Source organism: Micromonospora terminaliae, assembly GCF_009671205.1.
Taxonomy (GTDB): domain Bacteria; phylum Actinomycetota; class Actinomycetes; order Mycobacteriales; family Micromonosporaceae; genus Micromonospora; species Micromonospora terminaliae.
In genome coordinates this window covers 1,835,574-1,859,552 of the sequence record NZ_CP045309.1, presented here as the reverse complement: position 1 = coordinate 1,859,552, position 23,979 = coordinate 1,835,574, and the positions used below count along the sequence as shown (strand labels likewise).

Annotated in this window: 12 protein-coding genes; 7 read left to right on the top strand and 5 right to left on the bottom strand. The window is 73.5% G+C overall.

Annotated features, from left to right (window positions below):
- Nucleotides 1-2 precede the first annotated feature (2 nt).
- The gene (locus GCE86_RS08275; RefSeq protein WP_154226395.1) at nucleotides 3-2,984 is read left to right on the top strand and encodes an AfsR/SARP family transcriptional regulator; all 2,982 of its coding nucleotides are present in this window, start codon (nucleotides 3-5) and stop codon (nucleotides 2,982-2,984) included.
- On the opposite strand, the gene GCE86_RS08270 is transcribed toward GCE86_RS08275, so the two are convergent.
- Complete coding sequence (locus tag GCE86_RS08270; protein ID WP_154226394.1) at nucleotides 2,981-3,220, bottom strand: heavy-metal-associated domain-containing protein; 240 nt, start codon at nucleotides 3,218-3,220, stop codon at nucleotides 2,981-2,983. The genes GCE86_RS08275 and GCE86_RS08270 overlap by 4 nt on opposite strands.
- Before the next feature lie 138 nt (nucleotides 3,221-3,358).
- On the opposite strand from GCE86_RS08270, the gene GCE86_RS32315 reads away from it, so the two are divergent.
- The 4 genes from GCE86_RS32315 to GCE86_RS08255 all read left to right on the top strand — a co-directional run bounded on the left by GCE86_RS32315 (nucleotide 3,359) and on the right by GCE86_RS08255 (nucleotide 7,409).
- The gene (locus GCE86_RS32315) at nucleotides 3,359-3,490 is read left to right on the top strand and encodes a hypothetical protein (RefSeq protein ID WP_275587224.1); all 132 of its coding nucleotides are present in this window, start codon (nucleotides 3,359-3,361) and stop codon (nucleotides 3,488-3,490) included.
- A gap of 31 nt (nucleotides 3,491-3,521) precedes the next feature.
- A complete protein-coding gene (locus GCE86_RS08265; RefSeq protein WP_154226393.1) occupies nucleotides 3,522-4,298 on the top strand; it encodes an ABC transporter ATP-binding protein in 777 nt (258 codons plus the stop codon).
- 1 nt (nucleotide 4,299) lies between these two features.
- On the top strand, nucleotides 4,300-6,828 hold the full coding sequence (locus GCE86_RS08260) for an FtsX-like permease family protein (protein WP_154226392.1): 2,529 nt from the start codon (nucleotides 4,300-4,302) through the stop codon (nucleotides 6,826-6,828).
- 65 nt (nucleotides 6,829-6,893) lie between these two features.
- Entirely contained in the window at nucleotides 6,894-7,409 is a 516-nt protein-coding gene (locus GCE86_RS08255) for a GNAT family N-acetyltransferase (protein ID WP_154226391.1), read from the top strand.
- A gap of 59 nt (nucleotides 7,410-7,468) precedes the next feature.
- On the opposite strand, the gene GCE86_RS08250 is transcribed toward GCE86_RS08255, so the two are convergent.
- Nucleotides 7,469-8,593: a zinc metalloprotease gene (locus GCE86_RS08250; protein WP_244317228.1), complete on the bottom strand. Its 1,125-nt coding sequence runs from the start codon at nucleotides 8,591-8,593 to the stop codon at nucleotides 7,469-7,471.
- A gap of 250 nt (nucleotides 8,594-8,843) precedes the next feature.
- Between GCE86_RS08250 and GCE86_RS08245 the strand changes: the two genes are divergently transcribed.
- A complete protein-coding gene (locus GCE86_RS08245) occupies nucleotides 8,844-9,698 on the top strand; it encodes a sulfotransferase family protein (RefSeq protein ID WP_338106363.1) in 855 nt (284 codons plus the stop codon).
- Nucleotides 9,699-9,859: 161 nt separating this feature from the next.
- Nucleotides 9,860-10,339, top strand: coding sequence for a GNAT family N-acetyltransferase (locus GCE86_RS08240; protein WP_154226389.1), 480 nt, complete (start codon nucleotides 9,860-9,862; stop codon nucleotides 10,337-10,339).
- A 76-nt stretch (nucleotides 10,340-10,415) separates the two neighbouring features.
- Here the strand turns inward: GCE86_RS08240 and GCE86_RS08235 are convergent, their stop codons facing one another.
- The 3 genes from GCE86_RS08235 to GCE86_RS08225 all read right to left on the bottom strand — a co-directional run bounded on the left by GCE86_RS08235 (nucleotide 10,416) and on the right by GCE86_RS08225 (nucleotide 23,669).
- Entirely contained in the window at nucleotides 10,416-21,245 is a 10,830-nt protein-coding gene (locus tag GCE86_RS08235) for a non-ribosomal peptide synthetase/type I polyketide synthase (protein ID WP_163636886.1), read from the bottom strand.
- Between the two features lie 47 nt (nucleotides 21,246-21,292).
- Nucleotides 21,293-22,456 carry an MFS transporter gene (locus GCE86_RS08230; protein WP_154226387.1) on the bottom strand — a complete coding sequence of 388 codons (1,164 nt, stop codon included), beginning with the start codon at nucleotides 22,454-22,456 and terminating at the stop codon, nucleotides 21,293-21,295.
- A 181-nt stretch (nucleotides 22,457-22,637) separates the two neighbouring features.
- A complete protein-coding gene (locus tag GCE86_RS08225; RefSeq protein ID WP_154226386.1) occupies nucleotides 22,638-23,669 on the bottom strand; it encodes a MupA/Atu3671 family FMN-dependent luciferase-like monooxygenase in 1,032 nt (343 codons plus the stop codon).
- Nucleotides 23,670-23,979 lie beyond the last annotated feature (310 nt).

Sequence of the window (23,979 nt, the reverse complement as noted above, 5' to 3'; positions counted from 1 at the left end):
CGATGAGCCGGGACAGCGAGCCCACGGTGAGCTTCGGGGTGCTCGGCACCGTCGAGCTCCAGGTGGCCGGCCGCCCCGCCACACCGCTCGCCCCGGCGGTCCGCGCGCTGCTGGCCCGGCTGGTCCTGGCCGCGGGCCGGGTGGTCTCGGCGGACGCGCTGACCGACGCGCTGTGGGGCGAGCAGCCCCCGGCCGACGCCACGAACGCGCTGCAGCTGCGGGTGTCCAAGCTGCGCCGCGCCCTCGTGGCCGCCGGGGCCGGCGGCGACCTGCTCGTCACCCGCGCCCCCGGCTACCAGCTCGCGGTCGCCGCGGACACGGTGGACGCGTACCGCTTCGAACGGCTGCTGGAATCGGCGCGCGGCGCCACCACCGGCGACGGGCCGGCCGCGGCGCTGTCCCGGTTCGACGAGGCGCTGCGGCTGTGGCGGGGGCCCGCCCTGGCCGACGTCGGTGACGCCGAGTGGGCCCTCGCGGAGGCTGCCCGCCTGGAGGAGCTGCGGTTGGGGGCGGTGGAGGACCGCCTGGAGCTGCTGCTGGCCGCCGGCCGGCAGGCCGAGGCGGTCGCCGACCTGGAACGGCTGGTCGCCACCCACCCGCTGCGGGAGCGGCTGCACCGGCTGCTGATGCTGGCGCTCTACCGGGGCGGGCGGCAGGCGGAGGCCCTCACCGCGTACCACGCGCTGCGGCACCGCCTCGCCGACGAGCTGGGCATCGACCCGGCACCCGAACTCCAGGCGCTCGCCGAGGCGATCCTGCGCCAACAGGTGCCCGCCCCGGCGCCGGCCGCGCCGCCCGTGGCCGAGCCGGCCCGGACGGCGCCGCCGCCGGTCCCCACCTCCCGGGCCCCGCAACGCGACGACCTGCCCCGCCGGCTCGCCTCGATCGTCGGCCGTCAGGACGACGTGCACCGCGTCCTGGACCGGCTGCGCGAGGCGCGGGTGGTGACGCTGACCGGGCCGGGCGGAGTCGGCAAGACCACCCTCGCCCTGGAGGCGGCGCGCCACGTCGACGACGCCCTCGCCGACCGGGTGCACCTGGTCCGGCTGGCCGCCCTGCCGAGCGGGGCGGACCTGCCCGAGGCGGTCGCCGGTCAGCTCGGCGTACCGGCCGGCGGGCCGGGACCGGCCGCGACCGCCGCGCTGGTGGCCTGGCTCGGCGCCGACCGCACCCTGCTCGTGGTCGACAACTGCGAGCACGTCATCGATGAGGCCGCGGAACTGGTCGAGCAGCTCGTCGCGGCCTGTCCGGCGGTGACCGTGCTGACCACCAGCCGGGAGGCGCTGGCCGTACCCGGCGAGACCCAACTCGCGGTGGCGCCGCTCGGCGTACCCGACGGGCCGGCCGATCCCACGCGACTGGACGGCAGCCCGGCGGTGGCCCTGTTCGTCGATCGCTCGCGGGCGGTGCGCCCCGGGTTCGTCCTCGACGAGACGACGGCGCCGGTGGTCGCCGACATCTGCCGGCAGCTCGACGGCATGCCGCTGGCCATCGAGCTGGCCGCCGCGCGGGTCAAGGCGCTGCCGCCCGCCGAGATCGCGGCACGCCTGCACGACCGGTTCAAGCTGCTCACGGCGGGCGCGCGAACCAGCGAGGCACGGCACCGCACGTTGCGGGCCACCCTCGACTGGAGCCACGACCTGCTCTCCGAGGCCGAGCGGCGGCTGCTGCGCCGGCTGGCGGTGTTCCGCGGCGGCTGGGACCTGCCCGCCGCCGAGCAGGTCTGCGCGTTCGACGGCCTGCCCGCCGACGACGTCCTCGACCTGCTCTTCCGCCTGGTCGACCGGTCCCTCGTGGTGCCGGACCCGACGACCGGGCGGTTCCGCCTGCTGGTCACCATCCGGGAGTACGCCGCTGCCCGGCTCGCCGAGGCCGGCGAGACGGAGACGGCCCGCGACCGGCACCTCACCCACTTCACCGAACTCGCCGAGCGGTACGGACCGCACGCGCGCTCCGACGCCGACGCCTGGGCGCGGCTGACCGAGGAGCACGACAACTTCCGCGCCGCGATCGACCGTTGCCTGGACCGGCGCGACGGGGTCGACGCCGGCCTGCGGCTGGCGGACGCCCTCTTCCTGTTCTGGAACTACGGCCCCCGGTACGAGGGGGTGCGCGCCCTGACCGCGCTGCTCGCCGCCGGCGTCCCCACGCCCGCCGCACGGGCCGCCGCCCTGCAACGGATCGGCCTGCTCGGCGTCTACTACCCCACCCCGCAGACCCGGGCCGCTGCCCGCGACAGCGTGCTCGCGTTCGAGCGCCTGGGCGACCCGGCCAACACCGCCACCTCCCGGCTGGTCGTCGCATGGGAGGGCCAGTACGACGGCGACCCGCACCGGTACCGGGCGATGGTCGCCCAGGCGGTCCGCGAGCGGGGCGAGACCGACGACCCCTGGTGGCACGGGACGGTCCACTACGTCGACGCGCTGCTGGATCTGCGGACCGGCGCCTTCGAGCGGTCCGCCGAGCAGTGGGCCCGCAGCCTCGAGTGGACGCGGAAGGCGGGCGACCTGCTGCTGCCCGCCGGGATCCTGGCGCACCTCGGCATCGCGCTGCGCGAGGCCGGCCGGCTCGACGAGGCGATCGCCACGCTGGAGGAAGCGGCGGCCGAGGCGCAGCGCAACCCCTCCCCCCACGCGAGCGCGTTCACCCTCGTGCAGCTCGCGCACACCCGGCTGGACCGGGGCGAGATCGACGGCGTGACGGCGATGCTCGCCGAGGCCGACGACACCGCCCGCCGCAGCGGCAACCCACGCTGCCAGGCCTGGGCCGCCTGGGGCCGGGCCCGGATCCGGTACGCGGACGGCGACACGGCCGGCGCGGCGGACGAGTGCCGCCGCGCTCTGGACCTGCTCCAGGAGCGGGAGTTCCCGTGGGCGCGGCGCCGGCTCTGGTCCCTCACGGCCGACGCGGCGACGGCCGCGGGGCGACCGCAGGAGGCCGACGCGGCCCGGCGAGCCGCCGCGGACCTGGCGGCGGGCCGCTAACCGGAGCAGTCCGGGCCGTCCGGGCACACCACCAGACCGGCCCGGCGCAGAGCGGCCGGGTCCACCGCCCCGCCCACCCGCAGCGCGCCGGCGTCCACGTCGAACTCCAGCGACACCACCCCGGGCAGGTCGCTCACCCGCGCGCTGACCGCGCGGACGCACCGCCGGCACATGCCGGGCAGCAGCCGCACCGTTGTCACCCGCGTCGCCCCCCCGGGCTCGTTCCGTTCCGCCATGCCGCCAGCCTGGCCGCGGCCGCTGGCGGCCGCCTGTCCATCCGCTGTCCGCCCCCACGCGGTCGACAGCCAGCGTCCGGACAGCGCGACCGGCGACTCTCCTCACGTCACCGATCCGCACCTGACCGAGGAGCTGCCATGAACCACCTGCTCACCGCCGAGCTGTTCCAGCTGGAGCGCGCCGAACTGGTCCGCCAGCTGCACCGGGACCGGCACGCCGCGACCGTTCGCGCGAGCCGCACCCCGATGCACCGCCGGACCGCCCGCTGAGCCCCCGGACGCACCCGCCAGGAGATCTCCAATGACCACGAGCACCGCCCCCGCACCCACCACCACCGTCGCCGCGCAGGCCCGCGACGTCGTCCGCACCTACGGCCGCGGCGACGCCGCCGTCCGCGCCCTGGACGGCGTGACCGTCTCCATCCCGGCCGGCCGGTTCACCGCGATCATGGGCCCGTCCGGCTCCGGCAAGTCGACGCTCATGCACGCGCTGGCCGGCCTCGACACCGTCGACGCCGGGCAGATCCTGCTCGGCGGGACCGACCTCGGCCGGCTGACCGAGCGGCAGCGCACCCTGCTGCGCCGCGACCGGATCGGCTTCGTGTTCCAGGCCTTCAACCTGGTGCCGACCCTGACCGCGCAGGAGAACATCGTCCTGCCGCTCACCCTGGCCGGCCGCCGGCCCGACCCCGAGCACCTGGCCCACCTGCTCGCCACCCTCGGCCTGACCGACCGGTCACGGCACCGGCCCGGGGAACTCTCCGGCGGCCAGCAGCAGCGCGTCGCGGTGGCCCGCGCTCTGGTCACCCGCCCGGAGATCGTCTTCGCCGACGAGCCGACCGGAAACCTCGACTCGCAGGCCGCCGAGTCGCTGCTCGGCTTCCTGCGGCAGGCCGTCGACGAGCTCGGGCAGACCATCGTGATGGTCACCCACGACCCGCACGCCGCCGCGTACGCCGACCGGGCGGTGTTCCTCGCCGACGGCCGGATCGACGGCGAGCTCGACGCGCCGAGCGTTCCGGCCATCCTGTCCCACCTGGCGCGCCTGGCCGCGCCCGCCGCCACCGGAGGGAACTGACATGTGGCGCGTGACCCTGCGTACCACCCTGGCCCGCCGGGCCCGGCTCGCGCTGACCCTGCTCGCGGTCGTCCTCGGCGTCACCTTCGCCACCGGGAGCCTGATCCTCACCGACACCTCCGGGCGGCTGCTGGACGACCAGTTCCGCACCGCGACCGCCGGCGTCGACCTGACCGTGCGCGACGCGGTCGCCTTCGACTCCGCCATGGGCGTGGAGGTCACCCGGGATCCGCTGCCGGCGAAGCTCCCGGAGCGGATCGCCGCGGTGCCCGGCGTGGCCTCCGTCCGGCCGCAGGTCCGGGGCCAGGGCCTGCTCGAGGTGGACGGCACGGCCGTCGTGCCGAGTGGCCCGTCGGTGCTGGCCTCCTGGGTGCCGCCGCCGCTCGGCGCGTTCACTATCCGTAGCGGCCGGCCGCCGGCCGCCGACGACGAGGTGGTCATCGACGAGGACACGGCCCGGGCGCACCGCATCGGCCTCGGCGACACCGTCACGGTCCGGGCGACCGACACCGGCCGGCTGCGGGTGGTCGGCCTGGCCGGGTTCGGCGCCCGCGGCGGCCTGCCGAACAGCACGATCGCCCTGGTCACCCTCCCGTCGGCGCAGCGCCTCCTGCGGCTCGGCTCCACCGTCTCCGAGGTGGCGGTGGTCGCCGCACCCGGTGTCGCACCGGAGGAACTGCGGGACCGCATCAGCGTCGAGCTGGGCGCCGGCTACGAGGTCACCCCGAGCCGGGACATCGCGGCCGCCGGGGCGGCAGCCGCCCGGGACCAGCTCGGCTGGCTGCAACTCGTCCTGCTCGCACTGGCGGCGGCGGCCCTGCTGGTCGGCGCGTTCCTGATCGCCAACACGTTCTCCATCGTCATCACCCAGCGCACCCGGGAACTCGCCCTGCTGCGGGCCGCAGGGGCGACCGGCGGGCAGGTGCTGCGCTCGGTCCTCGGCGAGGCGCTGCTGGTCGGGCTCGCCGCCTCGACCGCCGGCCTCGGCCTCGGCGTCGCCGCCGCCACCGGCATCCGGAATCTGGCCGGGGCGTTCGGCGTACCGCTGCCGGAGGGCGGGCTGGTGCTGACCGCCCGTACCGTCCTGGTGGCCTTCGCCGTGGGCGTGGTCGTCACGGTCGGCTCGGCGGTCGGTCCGGCCCGGCGGGCCGCTGCGGTGGCGCCGGTCGCCGCGCTGCGGGACGCGACCGCCGCCCGCACCGGACGGCTCCGGGTGGTCGCGGGTGCACTGGCCGCCGTGGCCGCTCTGGCCGCGACCACCGCGGTGCTCGCCGCCGGCGCGCCCGTCCCGCTGCTCGGCGTCGCCGCGCTGGGGGCCGTTGGCGGGCTCGCGCTGCTCGGCCCCGCCATCACCCCGATCCTGGTACGCCTCATCGGTCGGCCCCTGGCCGCCGCCGGGGTGACCGGACGGCTGGCGAACGAGTCGGCGGCCCGGACTCCGCGACGTACCGCGGCGACGGCCCTGGCGCTGGCCCTCGGGCTCGCGCTGATCAGCTTCATGGCTGTCCTCGGCACCTCGGTCAAGAGCTCGGTCCGCCAGTCGTACGCCGAGGTGATCACCGCCGACCACGTCGTGGAGAGCGCCCGCAACGAGATGCTCGGCGGCCTCTCCCCCGCGGTGTACGACCGGGTGAGCCGGCTGCCCGAGGTGGCGGTCGCGTCCCGGCTGCGCTACGGCCACTGGCGCGACGGGGACGCCACCCAGGCCCTCACCGCCGTCGACCCGACGACGCTGCCCCGGGTGACGTCCCTGCATTTCACCGCCGGCAACCTGGCGGCGCTGGACGGCGGGGGCATCGTGCTGGCCGAGCACGTGGCCCGGGACCGGGGCCTCGCCGTCGGGGACGAGCTGCCCATGACGTTCTCCCGCACCGGCACCCGCAGCCTGCCGGTGGTCGGCCTGCTGAGGGACGGGGACGCCCGGGCGCTCTCCACCGACTACCTCATCTCGCTGGACACCTTCGCCCGGCTCTACAGCGAGGAGATGGACGCGAGCGTGCTGATCCGTACCGCCGACGGGACCGGACGCGCGGCCGCCGAGCGGGCGATCAAGGCGGCCCTGGCCGAGACCCCGACCGCCCAGCTACGCGACCAGGCCGCCGCGGTGGCCGGCCGGACCCAGATGATCGACCAGGTGCTCGGTCTGGTGACGGTGCTGCTGATGCTGGCCGTGCTGATCGCACTGCTCGGCATCACCAACACCCTCGCCCTCTCGATCACCGAGCGCACCGCGGAGATCGGGCTGCTGCGCGCGGTGGGAATGACCCGCCGGCAGCTGCGCTGGATGATCCGCGGCGAGGCGGTGCTGGTCGCCGCGCTGGCCAGCGTGCTGGGAATCCTGCTGGGCGTCGGTTTCGCCGCCGCCACGGTCCGGGCGCTGGGCCGGGACGCCCCGACCGTGCTCGCGGTGCCGGCCGGCCGACTGCTCCTGGTACTGGCCGTCGCCCTCGCCGCCGGCCTCCTCGCCGGGCTGCTGCCCGCCCGCCGGGCCGCCCGGCTGGACGTTCTCGCCGCCATCGGCACTCCGTGACCCCTCCCGGGCGGCACCGGCCGGGTCCGGTGCCGCCCGGCCACACCTTCTTCGAGGAGAGCACCATGAACGACACCATCACCATCCGCCGGGCCCACCCTGACGACGCTCCCACCGTGGACACCCTGGTCCGGGAGATCGCCGCCCACGAGGGCGACAGCGTCCACGTCAGCGTCACCGCCTCGGGGTGGCGCGACCTACTCGGGCGCGCAGACGTCACCGTCCTGCTGGCCGAGCGGGCCGGCGAACCTCTGGGCTACGTGTCCGCGCAGCGCCGCCTGCACCTGTGGACCGGCGGGGACATCCTCGCCCTGGACGACCTGTACGTTCGCGCGCAGGCCCGGGACGGCGGGGTGGGGCGAGAGCTGATGACGACGCTCGCTCGCTGCGCCGCCGTCGACCGGCTCACCATCCGGTGGGAGGTCAAGCCCGGGAACGTGGGGGCACAACGGTTCTACCGCCGGCTCGGCGCGAGGCTCTTCACCAAGGTGATCGCCGGCTGGCCTCCGGACGGTTATCTCCCGCTGCTCTCGCCGGGAGGCACGGACACGATCGCCCGGCATCAGGGGAGCCCCTGCTGAGCCGGCGGACGGGCCATCCCCCGGACCGTGGGCCCGCGTCCGCTCCGGGGGCACGCCGGTCAGGCGTCAACCATCGGTGCCAGGGCGAACAGGCGTGGCACCGGGTCCGCTGCGCGGATCGCGACAGCGACCTGAGTCAGCTGCGGGTGGCCGCCGCCGGCCGCCCGGATGAGGGCGTCCGCGGCAGCGTGGTTGCCGAGGTGACACTCGGCGATGGCCGACAGGAGAAACGCGACGTGGCACAGGTCCGGCGGGTCGACATCCGCCCGGATGTCGAGAAGCAGCGACCGCGCCTGCTCCGGCCTATGGTTGAGCAGGTGAGCGAGGCTCATGGCGACACGAGCGGACAACCGGTGCGGCTGCACGTGATGGGCGAGCTGGGCCAGCTTCGCGATCTCCACGACCTCCCGGTGTTCGACCGGCGCGCCGTTGACCACCGCGTCGTACAGGTACCACAGCCCGAACTGGACGGTCAGCGCCTGCCCGATGGCCGCGGCGGCCATGGGATCGGTGCTGTCGGCTCGGGCCAGCGCCGCGAGCCGCTCGGCCTCGGCGATGAAATCCGCCGCCGACCCGGCGTGCCCCATCCTCCAGCGCCGTTGGAAGGCGGCGAGCGCCAGTAGCGGGTCGTCGCCGTCGCGAACCGGATCTCCGAGACGATGGTCCATCGCTCGCAGCGTTCGGCTCACCTCGTCCTGGTAGTGGCCCGCCCGCAGCGCGGCGCGGGTGGCCGTGGGCGCCGAGAGCCAGCGGAGCAGCTTGCGGCCGTCACTGCGGGGCGACGTGCCGGGAATGAGATTGGCCAGTCCGAGCAGCGCTCCGACGAGCGCCGCGCCGAGCAGCGCGAGGCGCGTCACCGCCGTGCTCGTGAACGCCGTCGCGGCACCGAGCACCGCGGCGGCGCACAGGTTCGCCATCGGGCCGCCGAGGTAGAACATCACCATCCGCAGCGGCAACGCGGTCGCCGTCGGCGCCGGCCGGACCCACACTTCGCTCCGCCTGCCGGTGAAGGGTGCGATGCGGACCGCGAGGACCGGCAGACGCAGCAGCTTCGCCGCGACGAGGTGCCCGCACTCGTGCAGGACGACGTGCACCCACAACGACACGCAGGTGAGACCGACGGCGGCGAGCGCACCCGTCAGCGACTCGGTGACGAAGAGCGCGAACGCGACCGCCTCCAGCACCAGGAGGAGGCACGCGACGACCAGCCGTCGGCGGGAGGGGATCACCGCAGGATGGTACGGCGGGACATGGCGTGCGGTCCGGCCCGTAGCTGCGACTTAGGGGTTAAATGGCTTGCGGCGCCGCCGGGCTGAGCGTTGGCTGCTCACCATGTCCTCCCCCTCACCGGTCTTCGTCGCGGGTACGGGTCGTTCGGGAACCTCACGGATCGCCGACATCATCGGCCAACATCCGCTGATCCACCGGATTCCCATGGAGACCAGGTTCCTCATCGACCCGGGTGGCCTGCGGGACCTGGCCGACGCGCTCACCGATCGATACGACCCCACCGTCGGTGAGGACGCCCTGCACCGGCTCAGCGACTTCCTCACCGTACGGGTGCCCGGCCGGCGCGACGATCGCGGGAAAACCGTTCCCGAACTGGTCGGCGAGCAGCGCTACCGGGACGCGGTGCAGCGGCTCTGGCCGCAGTTGATCACGCACACGTTCGAAGAGCCCGCGCCCGCGGAAGGGTTCGGGAACGCCGACAGGCCGGCCGGGCCGTTCGCGCCGCCGAGCCGCCCACGGGTCGTCCCCAGGTATTTCAGTGACCGGAGCGAACTGGTCGGCATCCTGCGGAACCTAGTGAACACCCTGTTCGCCGGAGCGGCCGCCGACGCGGGCAAGCCGACCTGGTGCGAGAAGACACCGTTCAACCTGCTGTGCATGGACTTCCTCTGGGAACTGGTCCCCGAAGCGACCATCGTGCACATCAAGCGTCACCCGGTCTCGGTGCTCGCCTCCCACCTGGCCCAGCCGTGGGCACCGTCCACGGTCGACGGCGCGCTCGCGTACCTCAAGCCCATCTACGAGCGATGGCTCACCTGGAAGGACACGGTCGACCTGACGGGCCGGCGATACATCGAGGTGAAAGCGGAAGAACTCGCAGCCGACTGGCGCGGGCAGCGCAAGGGCCTGTTCGAACGGCTCGGCGTCGACGACTTCGCCACCCCGTCCGAGTTCCAGTCGCACAAGCTGGCGAACCGCAACAACCAGTTCGACGACGACACCCGCGAATTCGTCAAGGAGGCACTCAGTAAGATCATCCCGGCTATGGGATACGAGTGACGACTCCGACTCTCCACCGTGACGACGCGGCATCGTGGCCCCCGAACGCCCGTCAGACGCTGCTTCAGCCGAACCTCATCACAGACCCGAGCACCGGCGCTCCCTTATGCTCGGCGGATAACCGGACAGCCGTCCACCGATCGGTGTGGGAGCATCACGCGGTGCCTGAGTTGATCGTGCGGGACATGACGCGGAACGAGTTCGAGGTGTGGCGTGACCGCACCATCCGCTCCTACGCCGATGAACAGGTAGCAGCCGGGAACTGGTCCGCGGACGAAGCCCTCGAGTTGGCCACCAGGGCACACGACGTCCTGTTGCCGGACGGTTTTGCGACCGCAGGAATGCTGTTCCTGCGGGCGGTGCTCCCCGACGGCGCCCATGTCGGTGTGTCGTGGCTGGGCCTGACGCATCCGCGCGGCGCGCCCGACTGCGCGTTCATCTACGACATCGAGATCGATGAGGCGCACCGCGGAGCCGGCTACGGACGCGCGCTCCTGGCTGCTGTCGAGGACGCGGTGCGATCTCGTGGCGTGGGTCGCCTGGAGCTCAACGTCTTCCGCGACAATGCCCGGGCGATCCGGCTGTACGAGACGTCCGGCTATCGCGTCGTGACACAACAGATGCGTAAGTCGCTCGCTTGACCAGGAGTCCGGCCGGTCTCCTGCCCGCGCCGCTGCGCTTGGCGGCCGTCCGCGGCGGTCAGCCGGCGCCCGGCCGTCACCCATCGACCTCGGCGAGGAGATCCAGAAATCTCCTGCTCCACGCCTCGACGGTCGAGCGGTCGAAGAGATCGGTTGAATACTCGACCACGCCACGCAAGCCACCGGCGAACGGCGAGACGACCAGCGCGAAGTCTCGGCGTGCGCAACCGAGCCCCTGGTCCGCCACCTCCACGGAGAGGCCGGGCAGGTCGACCTCCGGCATTCCCGGATTCATGCCGAACAGCATGGTGGCTACCGGCGGCGTGCCGCCGCGCCATTCGGGATCAACCGCGGCGTAGATCGCGGGCAGGGGTGCCGGCTGGTGCCGGATCGCGTCGAGGAACGCCTGCTCGGTGCCGGCCACCAGCTCGGTGAAGGATCCCGCCGTCGCCAGCGGTGGCCGCAGCAGCAGGGTGCTGGTGAACAGACCGACAACCGACTCGTAGGTCCGATCGTCACGGTGGGCATAGGGGCACGCGAGCACGATGTCGCTGCTGCCGGTCAGTTCGCGCAACAGAGACGCGTAAGCCGCCGCCAGGACGGGGAAGAGTGTGCTGCCGCGGGTGGCGGCGAAGCGGGTCAGGTGCGCGGTCAGGTCGGCGGGGATGTCGAAGGTGAACTCCTCGCCGTGACCGGACAACCGGACCGGCCGCGGCCGGTCCGTCGGTAGCGACACCGTCCGGGGAGCGCCGGCAAGCTGGCTTCGCCAGTACGTGAGCACGGCCGGCGCCACCTGCGTGGCACGCTGCCGGCGCGCGTACGCCAGGTAGCTGGAAGCCGACGGCGGTGGGGTCGCTGCGCCCCCGCGCTCGGCGGCGTATCCGCGCCCCAGTTCGTCGAGGAGCTGGAGCATGGACCACCCGTCGCCGTGCAGGTGGTGCACGACGAGCATCAGCACCCAGGTCTCGTCGTCGACGCGGGCCAGTCGGGTACGGAGCCAGGGACCGGCGTCGTCGGGAAAGGCCTCCCGGCCGACCCGTAGGCACCACTCGTCGAGCTGATCCGCACAGAGGTCGACCACGGGCAGGCCCGCCGGGCCCGCCGGCAGGACCTCCTGGATCAGCTCGCCGCCGCGATCCACCAGGCGGGTCCGCAGGGCCGCATGCCTCTCGACCAGCCCGTCGACCGCACGTTCAAGCGCGGGCAGGTCGAGCCGGCCGGTCACGTTCATCCGTACCGCCATGTGCACGGCGGGAGGATTGGGTGCCTGGCGCTGGCGGTGCCACATCAGCTCCTGCTGGTACGTCGCCGGCGCCCGGTCCACGACCCCGTCGCCACCGCCCGGCGACAGGGCCGCCGCCATGTCCCGGATGCCGCCGCTGCGCAGCACCTCGTGCACACTCACCTTGACCTCGCCGAGCGCGGTCAACCGGTTGGCCAGACGTACGGCGGCGAGAGAGTGGCCACCGGCCGCGGTGAACGGGACGTCCACCGACAGCCGGGACATCCCCAGCTCCGCACACCAGGCGTCGTGGACGAGCTGTTCCTGGCTCGTGCGGGGCCGTTCCTCGCCGGGGGCGGCGGCCGGCGCCGGCAGGCGGGCGGCATCCACCTTCCCGGCGGCGGTGGTGGGCAGGTCGTCCCGCAGCACCCAGGCCGCCGGCATCAGGTGCTGCGGAAGGCGTTCGGCCAGCAGGGTGGCGAGCCGTGCGGTCCGGGCGTCGGCCGGCTCGTCGTCATCATCGTCGGGCACCACGTACGCGGCCAGGTAGGCATCGTCGCCGCGGTCGTGACGGGCGATCACCGCCGCCTGCCGTACGCCGGGCAACCGTGCCAGCTCCGCGGTCGCCTCACCCGGCTCCACCCGATGGCCGGCGATCTTGACCTGGTCGTCCAGCCTGCCGATGAATTCGAGGGTGCCGTCCCCGCGCACCCGGACGAGGTCTCCGGTGCGGTACATCCGGGCACCGGGCTGGTACGGGTCCGGCACGAACGCGGCCGCGGTGTCGCCCGGCCGGCCCAGGTAGCCACGGGCCACCCCAGCGCCGCCCACGCACAACTCCCCGACCGCCCCGGCCGGCACCGGCAGGCCGGCAGCATCCAGGATGTGCAGCCTCCGGTTGTCCACCGGGGTGCCGATGTCGATCTGCCCGTGGCCGGCCGGCGACACTGGACCGGCCGTGGTCACGATGCTGCACTCGGTCGGGCCGTACGCGTTGATCACCTCCGCGGAGAAGCCGGCGGGTGGGCGACGCCGTAGCTGGCTGCCCCCGACGACCAGGGTCCGGAGGGTGGCGGGTGGAGGTGTCGGCAGCGCGAAGACGAGCTCGGCCAGGGGCGCCGGCAGTAGTGCGACGGTGACGCCGTGCCGGGACCACTCGTCGACCAGGGCAGCCGGGTCGGACCGGACCTCGTCCGGGACGAGGTGGACGGTGGCGCCGGCGGCGAGAGCCGGGTGGATCTCGGCGAGGTTCGCGTCGAAACCCAACCCCATGCCGTGCGCCACCGTGTCGGCCGAGGTGAGCGCGAGTGCCCGCACATGCCAGGACACCGTGTCCACGGCGGCCCGGTGCGGCACGACGACGCCCTTGGGGCGGCCGGTGGAGCCCGAGGTGTACACGCACCAGGCCAGATGCTGGGGTGCGGGCACCCGGTCGGGTGGCGGCAGGTGGGGATCCACCGGCTCCTCCACGAGGACGTGAGCCCATTCCGTCGGGTGGTCGATCTCGGCTGTGGTGAGCAGCAGCCGCGCGCCGCTGTCGGCTAGCAGGGCACGGACACGGGCGATGGGCAGCGTCGGGTCGAGGGGAAGGAACCCGGCGCCGGCCATCAGGACGCCGAGCTGCGCGGCGACGAGTTCGGGCCGACGTGGCAGGAGCACCGCCACGATGTCGTCCTGTCCCACGCCGGCGCGGGCGATCCGGCGGGCCAACAGCTCGGCCCGCCGGTGCAGTTCCCGGTACGTCCACCGGGTCTGGCCGCAGACCACCGCGACGGCGTCGGGCGTGCGGGCCGCCTGCCGGACGAACGGGTCGTGCAGCCGTTCGGCGAGTGGCTCGCGCTGCGGCCCACAGAGCTGACCGGTGGGCGTGTCCAGGCGCGTCGCCAGGTGGGACAGCGGGTCACCCGGCTGCCGGGTCGCCTCGTCGAGCACCCGTTGGACGTAGTCGAGGAACCGCTGCACGGTCGTGCGGTCGAACACCTCGGTCCGGTACTCGACGTGGCAGTGCACGGTCTCCCGGTGCGACAGGTAGAGGATGAGGTCGACCGGCGCCTTGTCCAGGCCGATCCGGAGGGGCTTCGCGGTGACCCCCGGCAGGTCGAATGCGAAGAGTTCGTCGCCACTCTCGTATTCGACGACGACGTCGAAGAGCGGGTGGTGACCGGCCTGCCGGTACGGGGCGAGCGTGTGGACGAGGAGGTCGAACGGGACGGCGTGGTCATATCCGTCGACGGCGCCGGCCTGGATCCGGGTGACCAGTTCGCGGAACGTGGGGTCCCCGGTGAGGTCCAGCCGCAGCGGCAGGGTGTCGACGAAGAACCCGATCAGGTTCTCGGTCCTCTCGTCCCGTCCGCTCGTGCCCGTTCCCACGACCAGGTCGGGCTGGCCGCTGAACCGGAACAGCATCACGCCGAACGCGCTGAGCAGCGTGTGGAAGACGGTCACTCCCTCGGCTCGGCTGAACTGGCGGATCCGCTCGGTCAGCTCGGTGGGGAAGTCCACGAAGAGGCTCTCACCGGCGGCCGAGGGAACGGCCGGCCGCTGCCGGTCGGAGGGCAGGACCAGGGCGGGCGGCAGCGGGTCGAGCCGATCAAGCCAGTAGTGGAGATGCTTGTCGGTCTCGTCGGTGGCGGCACGATCCCGCGCGAGTTCCGGGTAACTCACCGGCAGCGGGGGCAGGTGCGGCGCACGGCCGGCGATTCGGGCCTGGTAACACGACGACACCTCCCGGGTCAGCACGGCGTACGAGCCGCCGTCGGCGACCAGGTGGTGGAACGACATCACCAGCACGTGATGCGTCGGGGTGAAACGGAGCAGCTCGAATGCGAACAACGGGCCCTCGCGCAGGTCGAACAGCCGGACGCTCACCGCGGCCATCGCCGCGTGTACGACCGGCTCCTCGTCGGCGCCCGGGTGTTCGCGCAGCGGAAGGTCGACCTGCAGCCGCGGATGGATGATCTGGTGCGGTTCGCCGTCGACATCCCGGTAGGTGGTCCGCAGCGGGGCGTGCCGGTCCACGACGTCCTGCACGGCGTCGCGCAGCGCATTCACGTCGAGCGCGCCGCGCAGCCGCACCGCCGCACCCTCGGTGTACGCCGGGGTACCAGGATCGACCTGTTCCGCCAACCACAGCCGCCGCTGGCCATTGGAGAGCGGTGCCATGTCGGCAGCTTCAACCCCGCTCCGAGGTAGCCGGCGTCGGGTGGCTCGGCGCAGCGTGTCGATGACCGGCAGCCCGTCCCGGACGGCCTGCGCCGGCAGGCCGAAGTCGACGAAGCAGGCGATCTCGTCGGCACCCGCCGCGAGAACCTGGTCCAGCACCGGCCGGCAACTGTCGGGCGAGCCGATGAGCGCCCGCTGGTCGCAGTACCGCTGGTAGGCCCGGGAGAGCACGAACCGGACGTCGTCGTCCGGGGTGTCGGCCAGGTCGATGTTCATCCCGAGGCTGTTGACCACCTGGCCGAGCAGGCTGAATGACGAGCGGAGATACGCGCAGAACGGCTCGAACGCCGCGGTGCGGGCCCGCTCGGCGTCCTCGTCGAGGTACGTGTGCATCAGCACCACGACCCGCCCGGCGTCGGGGTCGAGCCCGTGATCGGCGCGGGTACGCCGGTACAGTGCGACATTCTCCGCCAGCCGCGGCACGTCCTGCGTCATCAGGTTGGTGACCACACCCAGACCGCGGCGGGCGGCCTCCCGGTAGCTGTCCGGGTTTCCGACGATGGCCGCGAACATCGGCGGCTCGGCCTGCACCGGCCGAGGGAAGAGCCGGACCTCGGTGTCCGCACCGCTGCCCGAGCGGGCGTGGAGGGTCTCGCCGCGCCACAGCCGCCGGACGGTATCCAGGTTCTCGTACATCACCTGCTTGTGGCGCGGGAAGTTGTCCGGGTAGAAGACGAAATCGTTGGCGTGCCAGCCTGGCGCGCAGCCCAGGCCGATCCGACCTCCCGACAGCCGATCCACCATGGACCATTCCTCGGCCACCCGGATGGGATGGTGCAGCGGCAGCACCACCGACCCGGCGTTGAGCCGCAGCCGCCGGGTCCGCACCGCGAGGGCCGCGGCGAGCACCGAGGGATTGGGGAAGATCCCGCCGAACGAGTGGAAGTGCCGCTCCGGCAACCACACGGCGTGGAAGCCGTGGGCGTCGGCGAACTCGGCGGCGTCCAGGATGACCTCGTACGCATCGTCCCGGCCCTGGTCCGCGTAGTCACCGAAGAAGTAGAGGCTGAAGTCGACGGTGTCGGCCGCGTCGGTGGCCGGCACCGGCGGCGTGGCGACCGCTGGCCGCGGGGTCGGGACGGGCTTCGCCACGGACGGTGGCGGCGGCCCGGGCCGGGTCGGTGGGGCCGGCGCGGTCGGGACGGTTCCGCCGAGCAGAGCGAGCTGCTCCCGCATCAGGTCGAGCTGGCGGTGCACGACAGCGGCGAGATCGGCGGGCGCCCCCTGGGCGCTGCCGGCCTGCGGCGTGGGCAGCGGCGCGGGCAGCGGCGGAGCTGCGGTCGGCGGCGGCGCCGGTGGTGGCGTCACGCCCGGGCGCGCGAAGGCCGGCTCGCCCGCCGCCGATTTCGGGTCCGTCGGCTGGAGAGTCGACGGGGTCGGCGGACCGGGCCGGGTCGGTGGAATCGTCGCCGGCGAAGGGCCGCCGAGCACCGCCTCGGCGAGGCGGCGCGGGGTGCCGACGGCGCCGAAGAGGTCGCGGACCGGCAACCGGACACCGAACGCGTCGTTGATCTCCCTGGACATGGTCATCAGGAGCAGCGAATCGGCACCGGCCTGCAGGAACGTCTGGTCCGGGTCGACCTCGGCCGCGTCCACGCCGAGCCGCTCGGCGGTCAGGGCCAGAACCCGCGTCAGCGCCGAGTCCAGAGCCGGGTCGGGCCGCTCCTCCAGCCTGGGCGCGGCCGGCGCGCTGGCCACCGGCGGGGACCCGCTCTCCCCCGCGAGGGCGGGTGCGGCCCCGGACGGGGAGGCGTGCTCGGCCGCGGGATGCGTCACCGGCGCCCGCGTCCCGGCCCAGAAGCGCTGCCGCTGGAAGGGGTAGGCCGGCAACGACGTCCGCCGGCCACCACAGTCGGCGGTGACTGCGGCCCAGTTGACCGCCACGCCCGCGACGTGCAGTTCAGCGACCGCCTGCCAGAGTCCGTCGGCCGGCTCCAGGTCCCTCCGCTGGGACGGCACCCATCGCAGGTCCGGCCCGGCGCCCCGGGCGATCCCGGTCAGCACACCGTCCGCCCCCGCCTCCACGACCGTCGCGACGCCGTGCGCAGCGAGGGTTCGCGCCGCGGCGTCGTGGGCGACGGGCTGGCGGGCCTGGCGGCACAGGTAGTCGCCGTCGGGCCGCCAGCCCGGCCGCCGGACCTGCCCGTCCACGGTGCTGACCACCGGCACCCGGGTCGGCCGCACCGTCACCTCCTCGATCATGCGCCGGAACCGGTCGAGCACCGGCTCCACGGCCGCCGAGTGGAACGCCCGGTCGACCGGGAGCCGGCGGGTCACCGCTGCGAGCCGTTCGGCGCGGCCGGCCAGCGCCTCCACGGCGGCGGGCGGGCCGGAGACCACGTACTGGTTCGGACCGTTGCGGGCGGCGATCTCGGCCTCGCTCCCGGCGAGCAACTCCTCGACGACACCTGTGTCGGCCAGGACCGCCAGCATCGCGCCGGGCGGCAGGTCCTGCTGCATGAGGCGACCACGGTGGGCGGTGAGCGTGACCGCGTCAGCCAGCGACAGTGCGCCGGCGGCGACCAGGGCGGCGTACTCCCCCACGCTGTGCCCGAGGAGATACTCGGGGTTCAGCCCCCACGACCGCCACAGTTCCGCCAGCGCCACTCCGGTGATGACCAGGGCCGGCTGCGCCACGTCGGTCGGCGGGGTGCCCGCGTCCGGTCGCTCCCGCAGCCGAGCGACGAGGTCGCCGCCGACCGCCCGCCGGTACGCCTCGGCGCCCTCGTCGAGCACGTCCCGGACCACCGGAAAGCGCGCGGCGAGGTCGAGGACGACCGTGCCCAGGGCCCCCTGGCCCGGGAAGGCGAGCGCGACCGGGCTCGACCCGTCCGCGCCGGTCTGCCCGACCAGCACCGGGCCGGCGCCGCCGCCGCGCAGGTACCCGTCCAGGGCGTCGGCCAGCGCGGCCGTGGAGCTGCCGCGGGCCACCAGGCGGTGTCGAAGGTGGCGGCGACCCCGCCCGGCGGTCGAGACCACGTCCGCCAGCGGCAGCTCCGGCTGGGACCGAAGTCGGTCGCGGTACCGGGCGGCGAGTTCCCGCAGCGCCTCGGGGTCGGCCGCGGAGAGGGGCAGCAGTCCCGGCGCCGGGTGCACCCGGGTCCCGCCGACCGGGGTGGGTGGCGCCTCCGGCGGCTGCTCGACGAGCAGGTGGGCGTTCGTGCCGCCCACCCCGAGCGCGCTCACCGCCGCCCGGCGCGGGCGGGAGTCCTCCGGCCAGTCCAGGGGGCTGGTGGCGATCGTGAACGGCCCGCCGGACAGGTCGATCGCCGGGTTCGGACGGGTGAAGTTGATCTGCGGGGGGACCCGGGCGTCGCGGACGGTCATGATCGCCTTGATCAGCCCGGCCATGCCGGCGCAGCTGTCCAGGTGACCGATGTTGGCCTTGACGGATCCGAGGAACGGCCGGGCGCCCGCGTACACCTCGGCGAGGGCGTGGTGCTCGACCGGGTCGCCGAGGGCGGTGCCGGTGCCGTGCGCCTCGACGTAGCCGATCGACTTGGCCGGCACCGCTGCGGCGTCCAGCGCCCGTCGGGCGACGTCGACCTGGCCCGCCACACCGGGTGCGGTGAAGCCGACCTTCCCGGCGCCGTCGTTGTTGACCGCCGAGCCGAGGATCACCGCGTGGATGCGGTCCCCGTCGGCGAGGGCACGGTCGAGCGGTTTGAGGACCACCGCGGCGACACCGTTGCCCCCCACCGTTCCGTCGGCGTCCGCGTCGAACGGCCGGCAGCGGCCGCGGGCCGACAGGATCGATCCGGGGGTGGCTCGGTAGCCGGTCGCCTGTGGCACGTGCAGCGCCACGGCACCGGCGACCGCCACATCCGCCTCTCCGTCGAGCAGAGCCCGCACCGCCAGGTGCACCGCGACGAGGGAGGTCGAACAGGCGGTCTGCACGTTGATCGCCGGCCCGGTCAGCCCGAGACGGTAGGCGACCCGGGTGGCCAGGAAGTCGGGTTGATTGCCGAGCGCCGCGCCGATCGAGGCCACCGGATCGGCGGACCCGGCCAACTCCCCGAGCTGGTGGCGCAGGTAGCTGTGATGCGGGTACAGGTTCATCCCACTGCCGGCATAGACCGCGGTGCGATGACCGGGATGGTCACCCGGGTGCCCCGCGTCCTCCAGCGCGTGGTGGCACGTCTCGAGGAACAGGCGGTGCTGCGGATCCAGCATCCGGGCTTCCCGGGCGGTGATGCCGAAGAAGCCCGCGTCGAAGCCGCTGATGTCACCCAGGGTGCCGCTCGCGGCGACGAAGTCGGGCGCGGTCGCGGTCTCCGCGGGAACTCCCGCCGCCACCAGCTCGTCCGGGCTGAAGCAGTGGATGCTGTCCACCCCGGCGAGCAGGTTCGCCCAGTACCGCTCGACGGTGTCGGCGCCCGGAAACCGGGCAGCCATGCCGATCACCGCGATGCGCCGGTCCCGCGTCTGCGCCCCGATCGGCTCCGGTGACGATGCGGCGGGGGCGGCGGCGAGGTGGGCGCTGAGAGCCTGGACCGTGGGATGGGCGAAGAGCGTGGGTGCGGTGATCCGGCGGCCCAGCGCCCGTTCCAGGCGCGACCGGAGCCGGACCATCTCGACCGACCCGACACCGAGCTCGTAGAACGGCACGGCGGGGTCGACCGGGCCGCCGGTCAGGTCGGCGAGGATGTCGGCCACCAGTGCGTGCATCTCGACGCGGCCGGGCGCCGCGTTCCGGCCACCGACCGAGGCGGTCGCGCCGCCAACAGCGGGGCCGGAGTCCTCGTCGTGGGCCGGCGCCGCAAACTCCCCCGCCAGGTAGCGCCGGCGCAGCGCCGCACGCTGGATCTTCCCGCCCGACGTACGCGGAAACTCCGCTGCCGGCACGGCGAGGACCTGGGCCGGCGTGACCTGCCAGCGCCGGGCCACCACGGCGGTGACCGCCCGTGCCACACGCCCGACCGGCGGGTTCCCGTCGTCGGGCGCGTAGAAGATCACCAGCGATTCGGTGCCGGTCGCCGGATCCGGTACGCCGACCGCGGCGACCAACCCGTCGCGTACCCCGCGCACACCGCCCACCACCCGCTCGACCTCGTGGCAGGGCAGGTTCTGCCCGTTGAGGATGATCAGGTCCTTCGCCCGTCCGGTGATCACGATTTCGCCATCGCGCATGAACGCGAGGTCGCCGGTGTCCAGCCAGTCGCCTCCGTGCGGAAAGGCGAGCCGGGTCGCCTCCGGACCATCGAGGTATCCGGGAGTGACCCGGGCCGAGGCGAGCTGGAGGCGGCCGATGCGGCCCTCGGGAAGCACCGCTCCGTCGTGGTCGGCGATCCGCACCGTGGCCCCCGGAGCCGGCCGCCCGACGGAGAGATACTCGCTGACGGCCTCCGGGGCGTCGCCCTCGGTGGCCCACTCCAGGTCACCGTCCACACTGGCGGTACGGATGCGATGCCGGGCACCGGGCTCCCCGTAGGAGGCGTAGGTGATCCCGGTGGCGGTCTCCGACATGCCCCAGGCGGGGCGCATCGCCGCCGCCGGCACTCCGGTCGCGGCCAGGAACGCCTCGAACGTCTCCGGCAGGCACTGCTCCCCACCGCTGACCATGCAGCGCACTCCGCTGAGGTCCCAGCGCCGGTCGGGCGTACCCGCGACCGCATCGGCCACCAGCCGCAGTCCGAAGTTCGGCGCCCAGCTGTGGGTGACCCGGTGCCGCCGCATCAGCTCCAGCCAGTGCAGCGGGTCGGCGAGCACCAGCTCGGTGGCGACATGGACCGAGGTGGCGCCGAGGAAGATCCCGGCGACGTGGTAGAGCAGCAGGCTGGCGGAGTGGTCCAGTGGGAGCCAGTTGAGCAGGACGTCGCTCGGGCCGATGTCGAGCATCTCCCGCGCGCCGATGGCGTTCTCGGCGAGCGCCCGGTGCGTCAGTGGCATGATCTTGGGGGTGCCGGTGCTGCCGGAGGACAGCTGCAGGAGCGCCACATCTGCCGGCTCAGCGACGGGATCGTCCTGGCCCACCGCGCCGGCCAGCCGCCCCGGCCCGCGATCACCCCCGGCCCCGGCGGCGCTCAGCTCGGTCACCGCCACGACCCGGTTCCGCACCGCCAGGCGAGTGAGCACCTCCAGGTCGTCCGAGCCGCCCACGACGACCGGCTCCCCGAGCTTGCGCCAGGCGTGCAGGAGGGCACCGACACCCGGTGCGTCCGGGTCGTAGCCGCCGAGAGCGCCCACGGTGAGCGGGACCATGCCCCCCAGCACGCAGCCGGCGAAGGCGGGCCAGTACTCGACGCCGGAGGTGATGCGCAGGACGACGTACGAGCCGGCTTTCACCCCGTGTGCCCACAGACCGGCCAATGACGCCTCTCCCCTGTCCAGCAGGCTCGGGTAATCGAGGAACTCCTCGCGCCCGTCCGCGCCCACCACCCGGATACCGCAGCCGGGGAAGTCCCGGGCCGCCCGGATGAGCGCGGCGCGCAGGGTACGGGGGTGGGCGGCATCGTTCGGCACGTCTCCGCCGTAGCTGATCGCGGGAGGTCGGACGGGCGATGCTGAGTTCACGGGGCAACCTCGACTTTCTGTGCAGCGTGCCGGTGCCGCCGGCGCTGCCGGGATCGGGCCTGGGTGATGACGAACACGACGGCGGAGACGAGCGCCAGCCCGTGCGCAGCGGCGACCACCACGAACGGCGAGAACTGGTCGAGGGCGAACGCGCCGACGATCATGCCGAGGCCGAACCCGGCGTTCTGCGACGCACCGGCCAGGCCGAACAGCTGGGCTCGGCGGGACGGCTCGACGTGCTGCAGGCGGGTGGTGTAGCTGATCTCGGCGTAGCCGTCCGCCATCCCGGCCGCGACCACGACGACGACCAGGAGCCACAGCGGAAGCCCGGTGAAGGCGAGGACGAACAGCGCCGACATCGCGCACGTGGCGGCCCCGAAGGCCGCCGGGGAGGCCGGACCGGCGTTCCGTTGCCCGGACCGGGCGAACCAGCGACCGACGACCAGGCTGCCGACCGCCCATGCCGTGGTGAACAGGGCGGCGAACGAGGCGGGCGCGTCGGGTCGGGTCAGGCTCGCGTACACCGGCAGCCCGACGTTGTGCGACGCGGAACCGAAGGCGTCGGCGGTCCGTACGGCGATCATTGCCAGCACCACCGGAGCGATCCCGGAAAGCGCCTGCGCGAGGCGCGGGCGGCGGCCCGCCGGCCGCCCCGGTACCGGCGCGATCGGCGGGCGCCAGCTGCCCACCCTGGTCAGCAGCAGCGCGGAGAGGACATAGGAAGCGGCGTCGACCAGGAACGCGGCGTGGTAGCCGAGGAGGGTGACCAGCACGCCCGAGGTGCCGAAACCGAGCAGCATGGCCGTAGAACGGACGGCGACGAGCTGCGCGTTCGCGCGGGTGAGCCGCTCGGGCTCGACCAGCTCGGGGAGCCCGCTGCGCAGCGCGACCCCCCATTGGGCCTGGCCGGCGCCGAGCACGACGGCGAGCGCGTAGAGCACCGCCGGCTTCGCTTCCACCGGAACCACGACCAACAGCACGAGAACGGCGGCCGAGAGCAGGTCGGCGGTGACCATCAGGCCGGTTCGGGCGTACCGGCCCACGAGGACTCCGGCAATCGGCGCCATGAGAACCCCGGCAGCCAGGCGGACGGCCATGAACAACCCGGTCTGCACCGTGGAACCCGTGACATCGAGGGTGAACAGCCCCAGAGCCACCATGTTGAGGAAACTGCCGTAGGTGGACGATGCCTGTGCCGCGACAACGAGGCGAAGGGGGTGTGCCGCGCGGACTGCCGTCGTTGGCCGGCGCAATCTATCCCGCCCTTACCCGTGAGCGCCCACTATTCCCGTGGCGACTGAATGGACCCACCATGCGAGGCGTTCGGATCTGAGTCACGGGTCAGTCGTCGCATGACTGTTTCAGGTCCCGGAGATGGCGCAGCCCTTCCATGACCGTCGAGTCCGGCAGACCGAAGTCGATGAGGCACGCGACCTCGTCGACGCCGACCGCGCGTAACTCCTCGATCCGCTTCTGTCCGTCCTCCACGGTGCCGAACAGAGCGCCGTGGGCGAAGTAACGCTCGAAAGCCTGGTCGAGCAACTCGTTCATCAGCTCCTCGACCAGGGCGGGATCGAGGTCCTCGTCTTCCGCCGACATGCGCGACATGAGGTCCAACGAGCTCCGTAGGTATTCCTTCATCGGAGCCTGCACCAACGAGCGCACCTCCTCACGGGAGGTCCCGAGCAGGGTGTGCAGCATGACGACCACGTTCGGACGGGCCGACGACGCCTCCGCCGCCCGTCGGTAGACCGCGATCTTCTGCGCCAGATCGTCGATGTCCTGATCGAACAGGTGGGTCAGGACACCCGCGCCGAGTCGCCCGGCGGTCTCGAAGGTCTGAGGGCTACCACCGCTCGTGATCCAGATCGGTAGTTCCTTCTGCACCGGCCGCGGGTACAGCTGCACCTGTCGGGCCTGCCCCTTGCCGTCGACCACCTCGGCGGGCTCGCCGGCCCAGAACGAGCGGACCTGGTCGACGGTCTCGGCCACCACCCGCGCGCGGTCGGCGTACGACTGCGGGCTGAAGGCGAAGTCGACCGGGTTCCATCCGGGAGCGAAGGCGACGCCGGCCCGCCCACCCGACAGGTTGTCGACCATCGACCACTCCTCGGCGATCCGGAGCGGATGGTGCAGTGGCGCCACGACGCTACCGGCGCGGACCTTCACACGCGTCGTGACGGCGGCGACGGCGGCGCTGGTCAGTGACGGGTTCGCGTAAGGCCCGCCGAAAGAATGGAAATGCCGCTCCGGCGTCCAGACCGCTTCGAACCCATGCGCGTCGGCGAACCGCGCGCCGTCGATGAGGAGACGGTAGAGACCCCCGTCCCGTGCGGAGGCCCCATCGGCGAAGTAGAAGATGCTGAACTTCATGCTCGTGGTAACTCCTAGCCCGTAGCAGTCATCTGCATGCGTGCTCGCCGATCGGCTCTTTCATTTGCCTTCAGGGGTGGAAGCTCACGCCGGAACCATTCGGCACCCATTCCCTCGCGGTTTCACCAGTCCATCGTGGCGCGACGAATTCGGGCGCGCTTGCTCACGGTTGCTGTCCGCAGATCGGAAGACGTTTCCGTGCAGCTCAGGAGGGTGATGCGGTGGCGCCGGCCCCGAGGCAATGGGCGAGAAGCGGCGCTTTCCCGCAGTCAGCACCATTTCAAAGGCGGCCGTCAGGTACGACGGACCG

What these genes read in the sequence shown, in the direction of transcription:
- GCE86_RS08275 (WP_154226395.1), top strand. Translation starts at nt 3, where the DNA reads ATGAGCCGGGACAGCGAGCCCACGGTGAGCTTCGGGGTGCTCGGCACC.
- GCE86_RS08270 (WP_154226394.1), bottom strand. Translation starts at nt 3,220, where the DNA reads ATGGCGGAACGGAACGAGCCCGGGGGGGCGACGCGGGTGACAACGGTG.
- GCE86_RS32315 (WP_275587224.1), top strand. Translation starts at nt 3,359, where the DNA reads ATGAACCACCTGCTCACCGCCGAGCTGTTCCAGCTGGAGCGCGCCGAA.
- GCE86_RS08265 (WP_154226393.1), top strand. Translation starts at nt 3,522, where the DNA reads ATGACCACGAGCACCGCCCCCGCACCCACCACCACCGTCGCCGCGCAG.
- GCE86_RS08260 (WP_154226392.1), top strand. Translation starts at nt 4,300, where the DNA reads ATGTGGCGCGTGACCCTGCGTACCACCCTGGCCCGCCGGGCCCGGCTC.
- GCE86_RS08255 (WP_154226391.1), top strand. Translation starts at nt 6,894, where the DNA reads ATGAACGACACCATCACCATCCGCCGGGCCCACCCTGACGACGCTCCC.
- GCE86_RS08245 (WP_338106363.1), top strand. Translation starts at nt 8,844, where the DNA reads ATGGAGACCAGGTTCCTCATCGACCCGGGTGGCCTGCGGGACCTGGCC.
- GCE86_RS08230 (WP_154226387.1), bottom strand. Translation starts at nt 22,456, where the DNA reads ATGGTGGCTCTGGGGCTGTTCACCCTCGATGTCACGGGTTCCACGGTG.
- GCE86_RS08225 (WP_154226386.1), bottom strand. Translation starts at nt 23,669, where the DNA reads ATGAAGTTCAGCATCTTCTACTTCGCCGATGGGGCCTCCGCACGGGAC.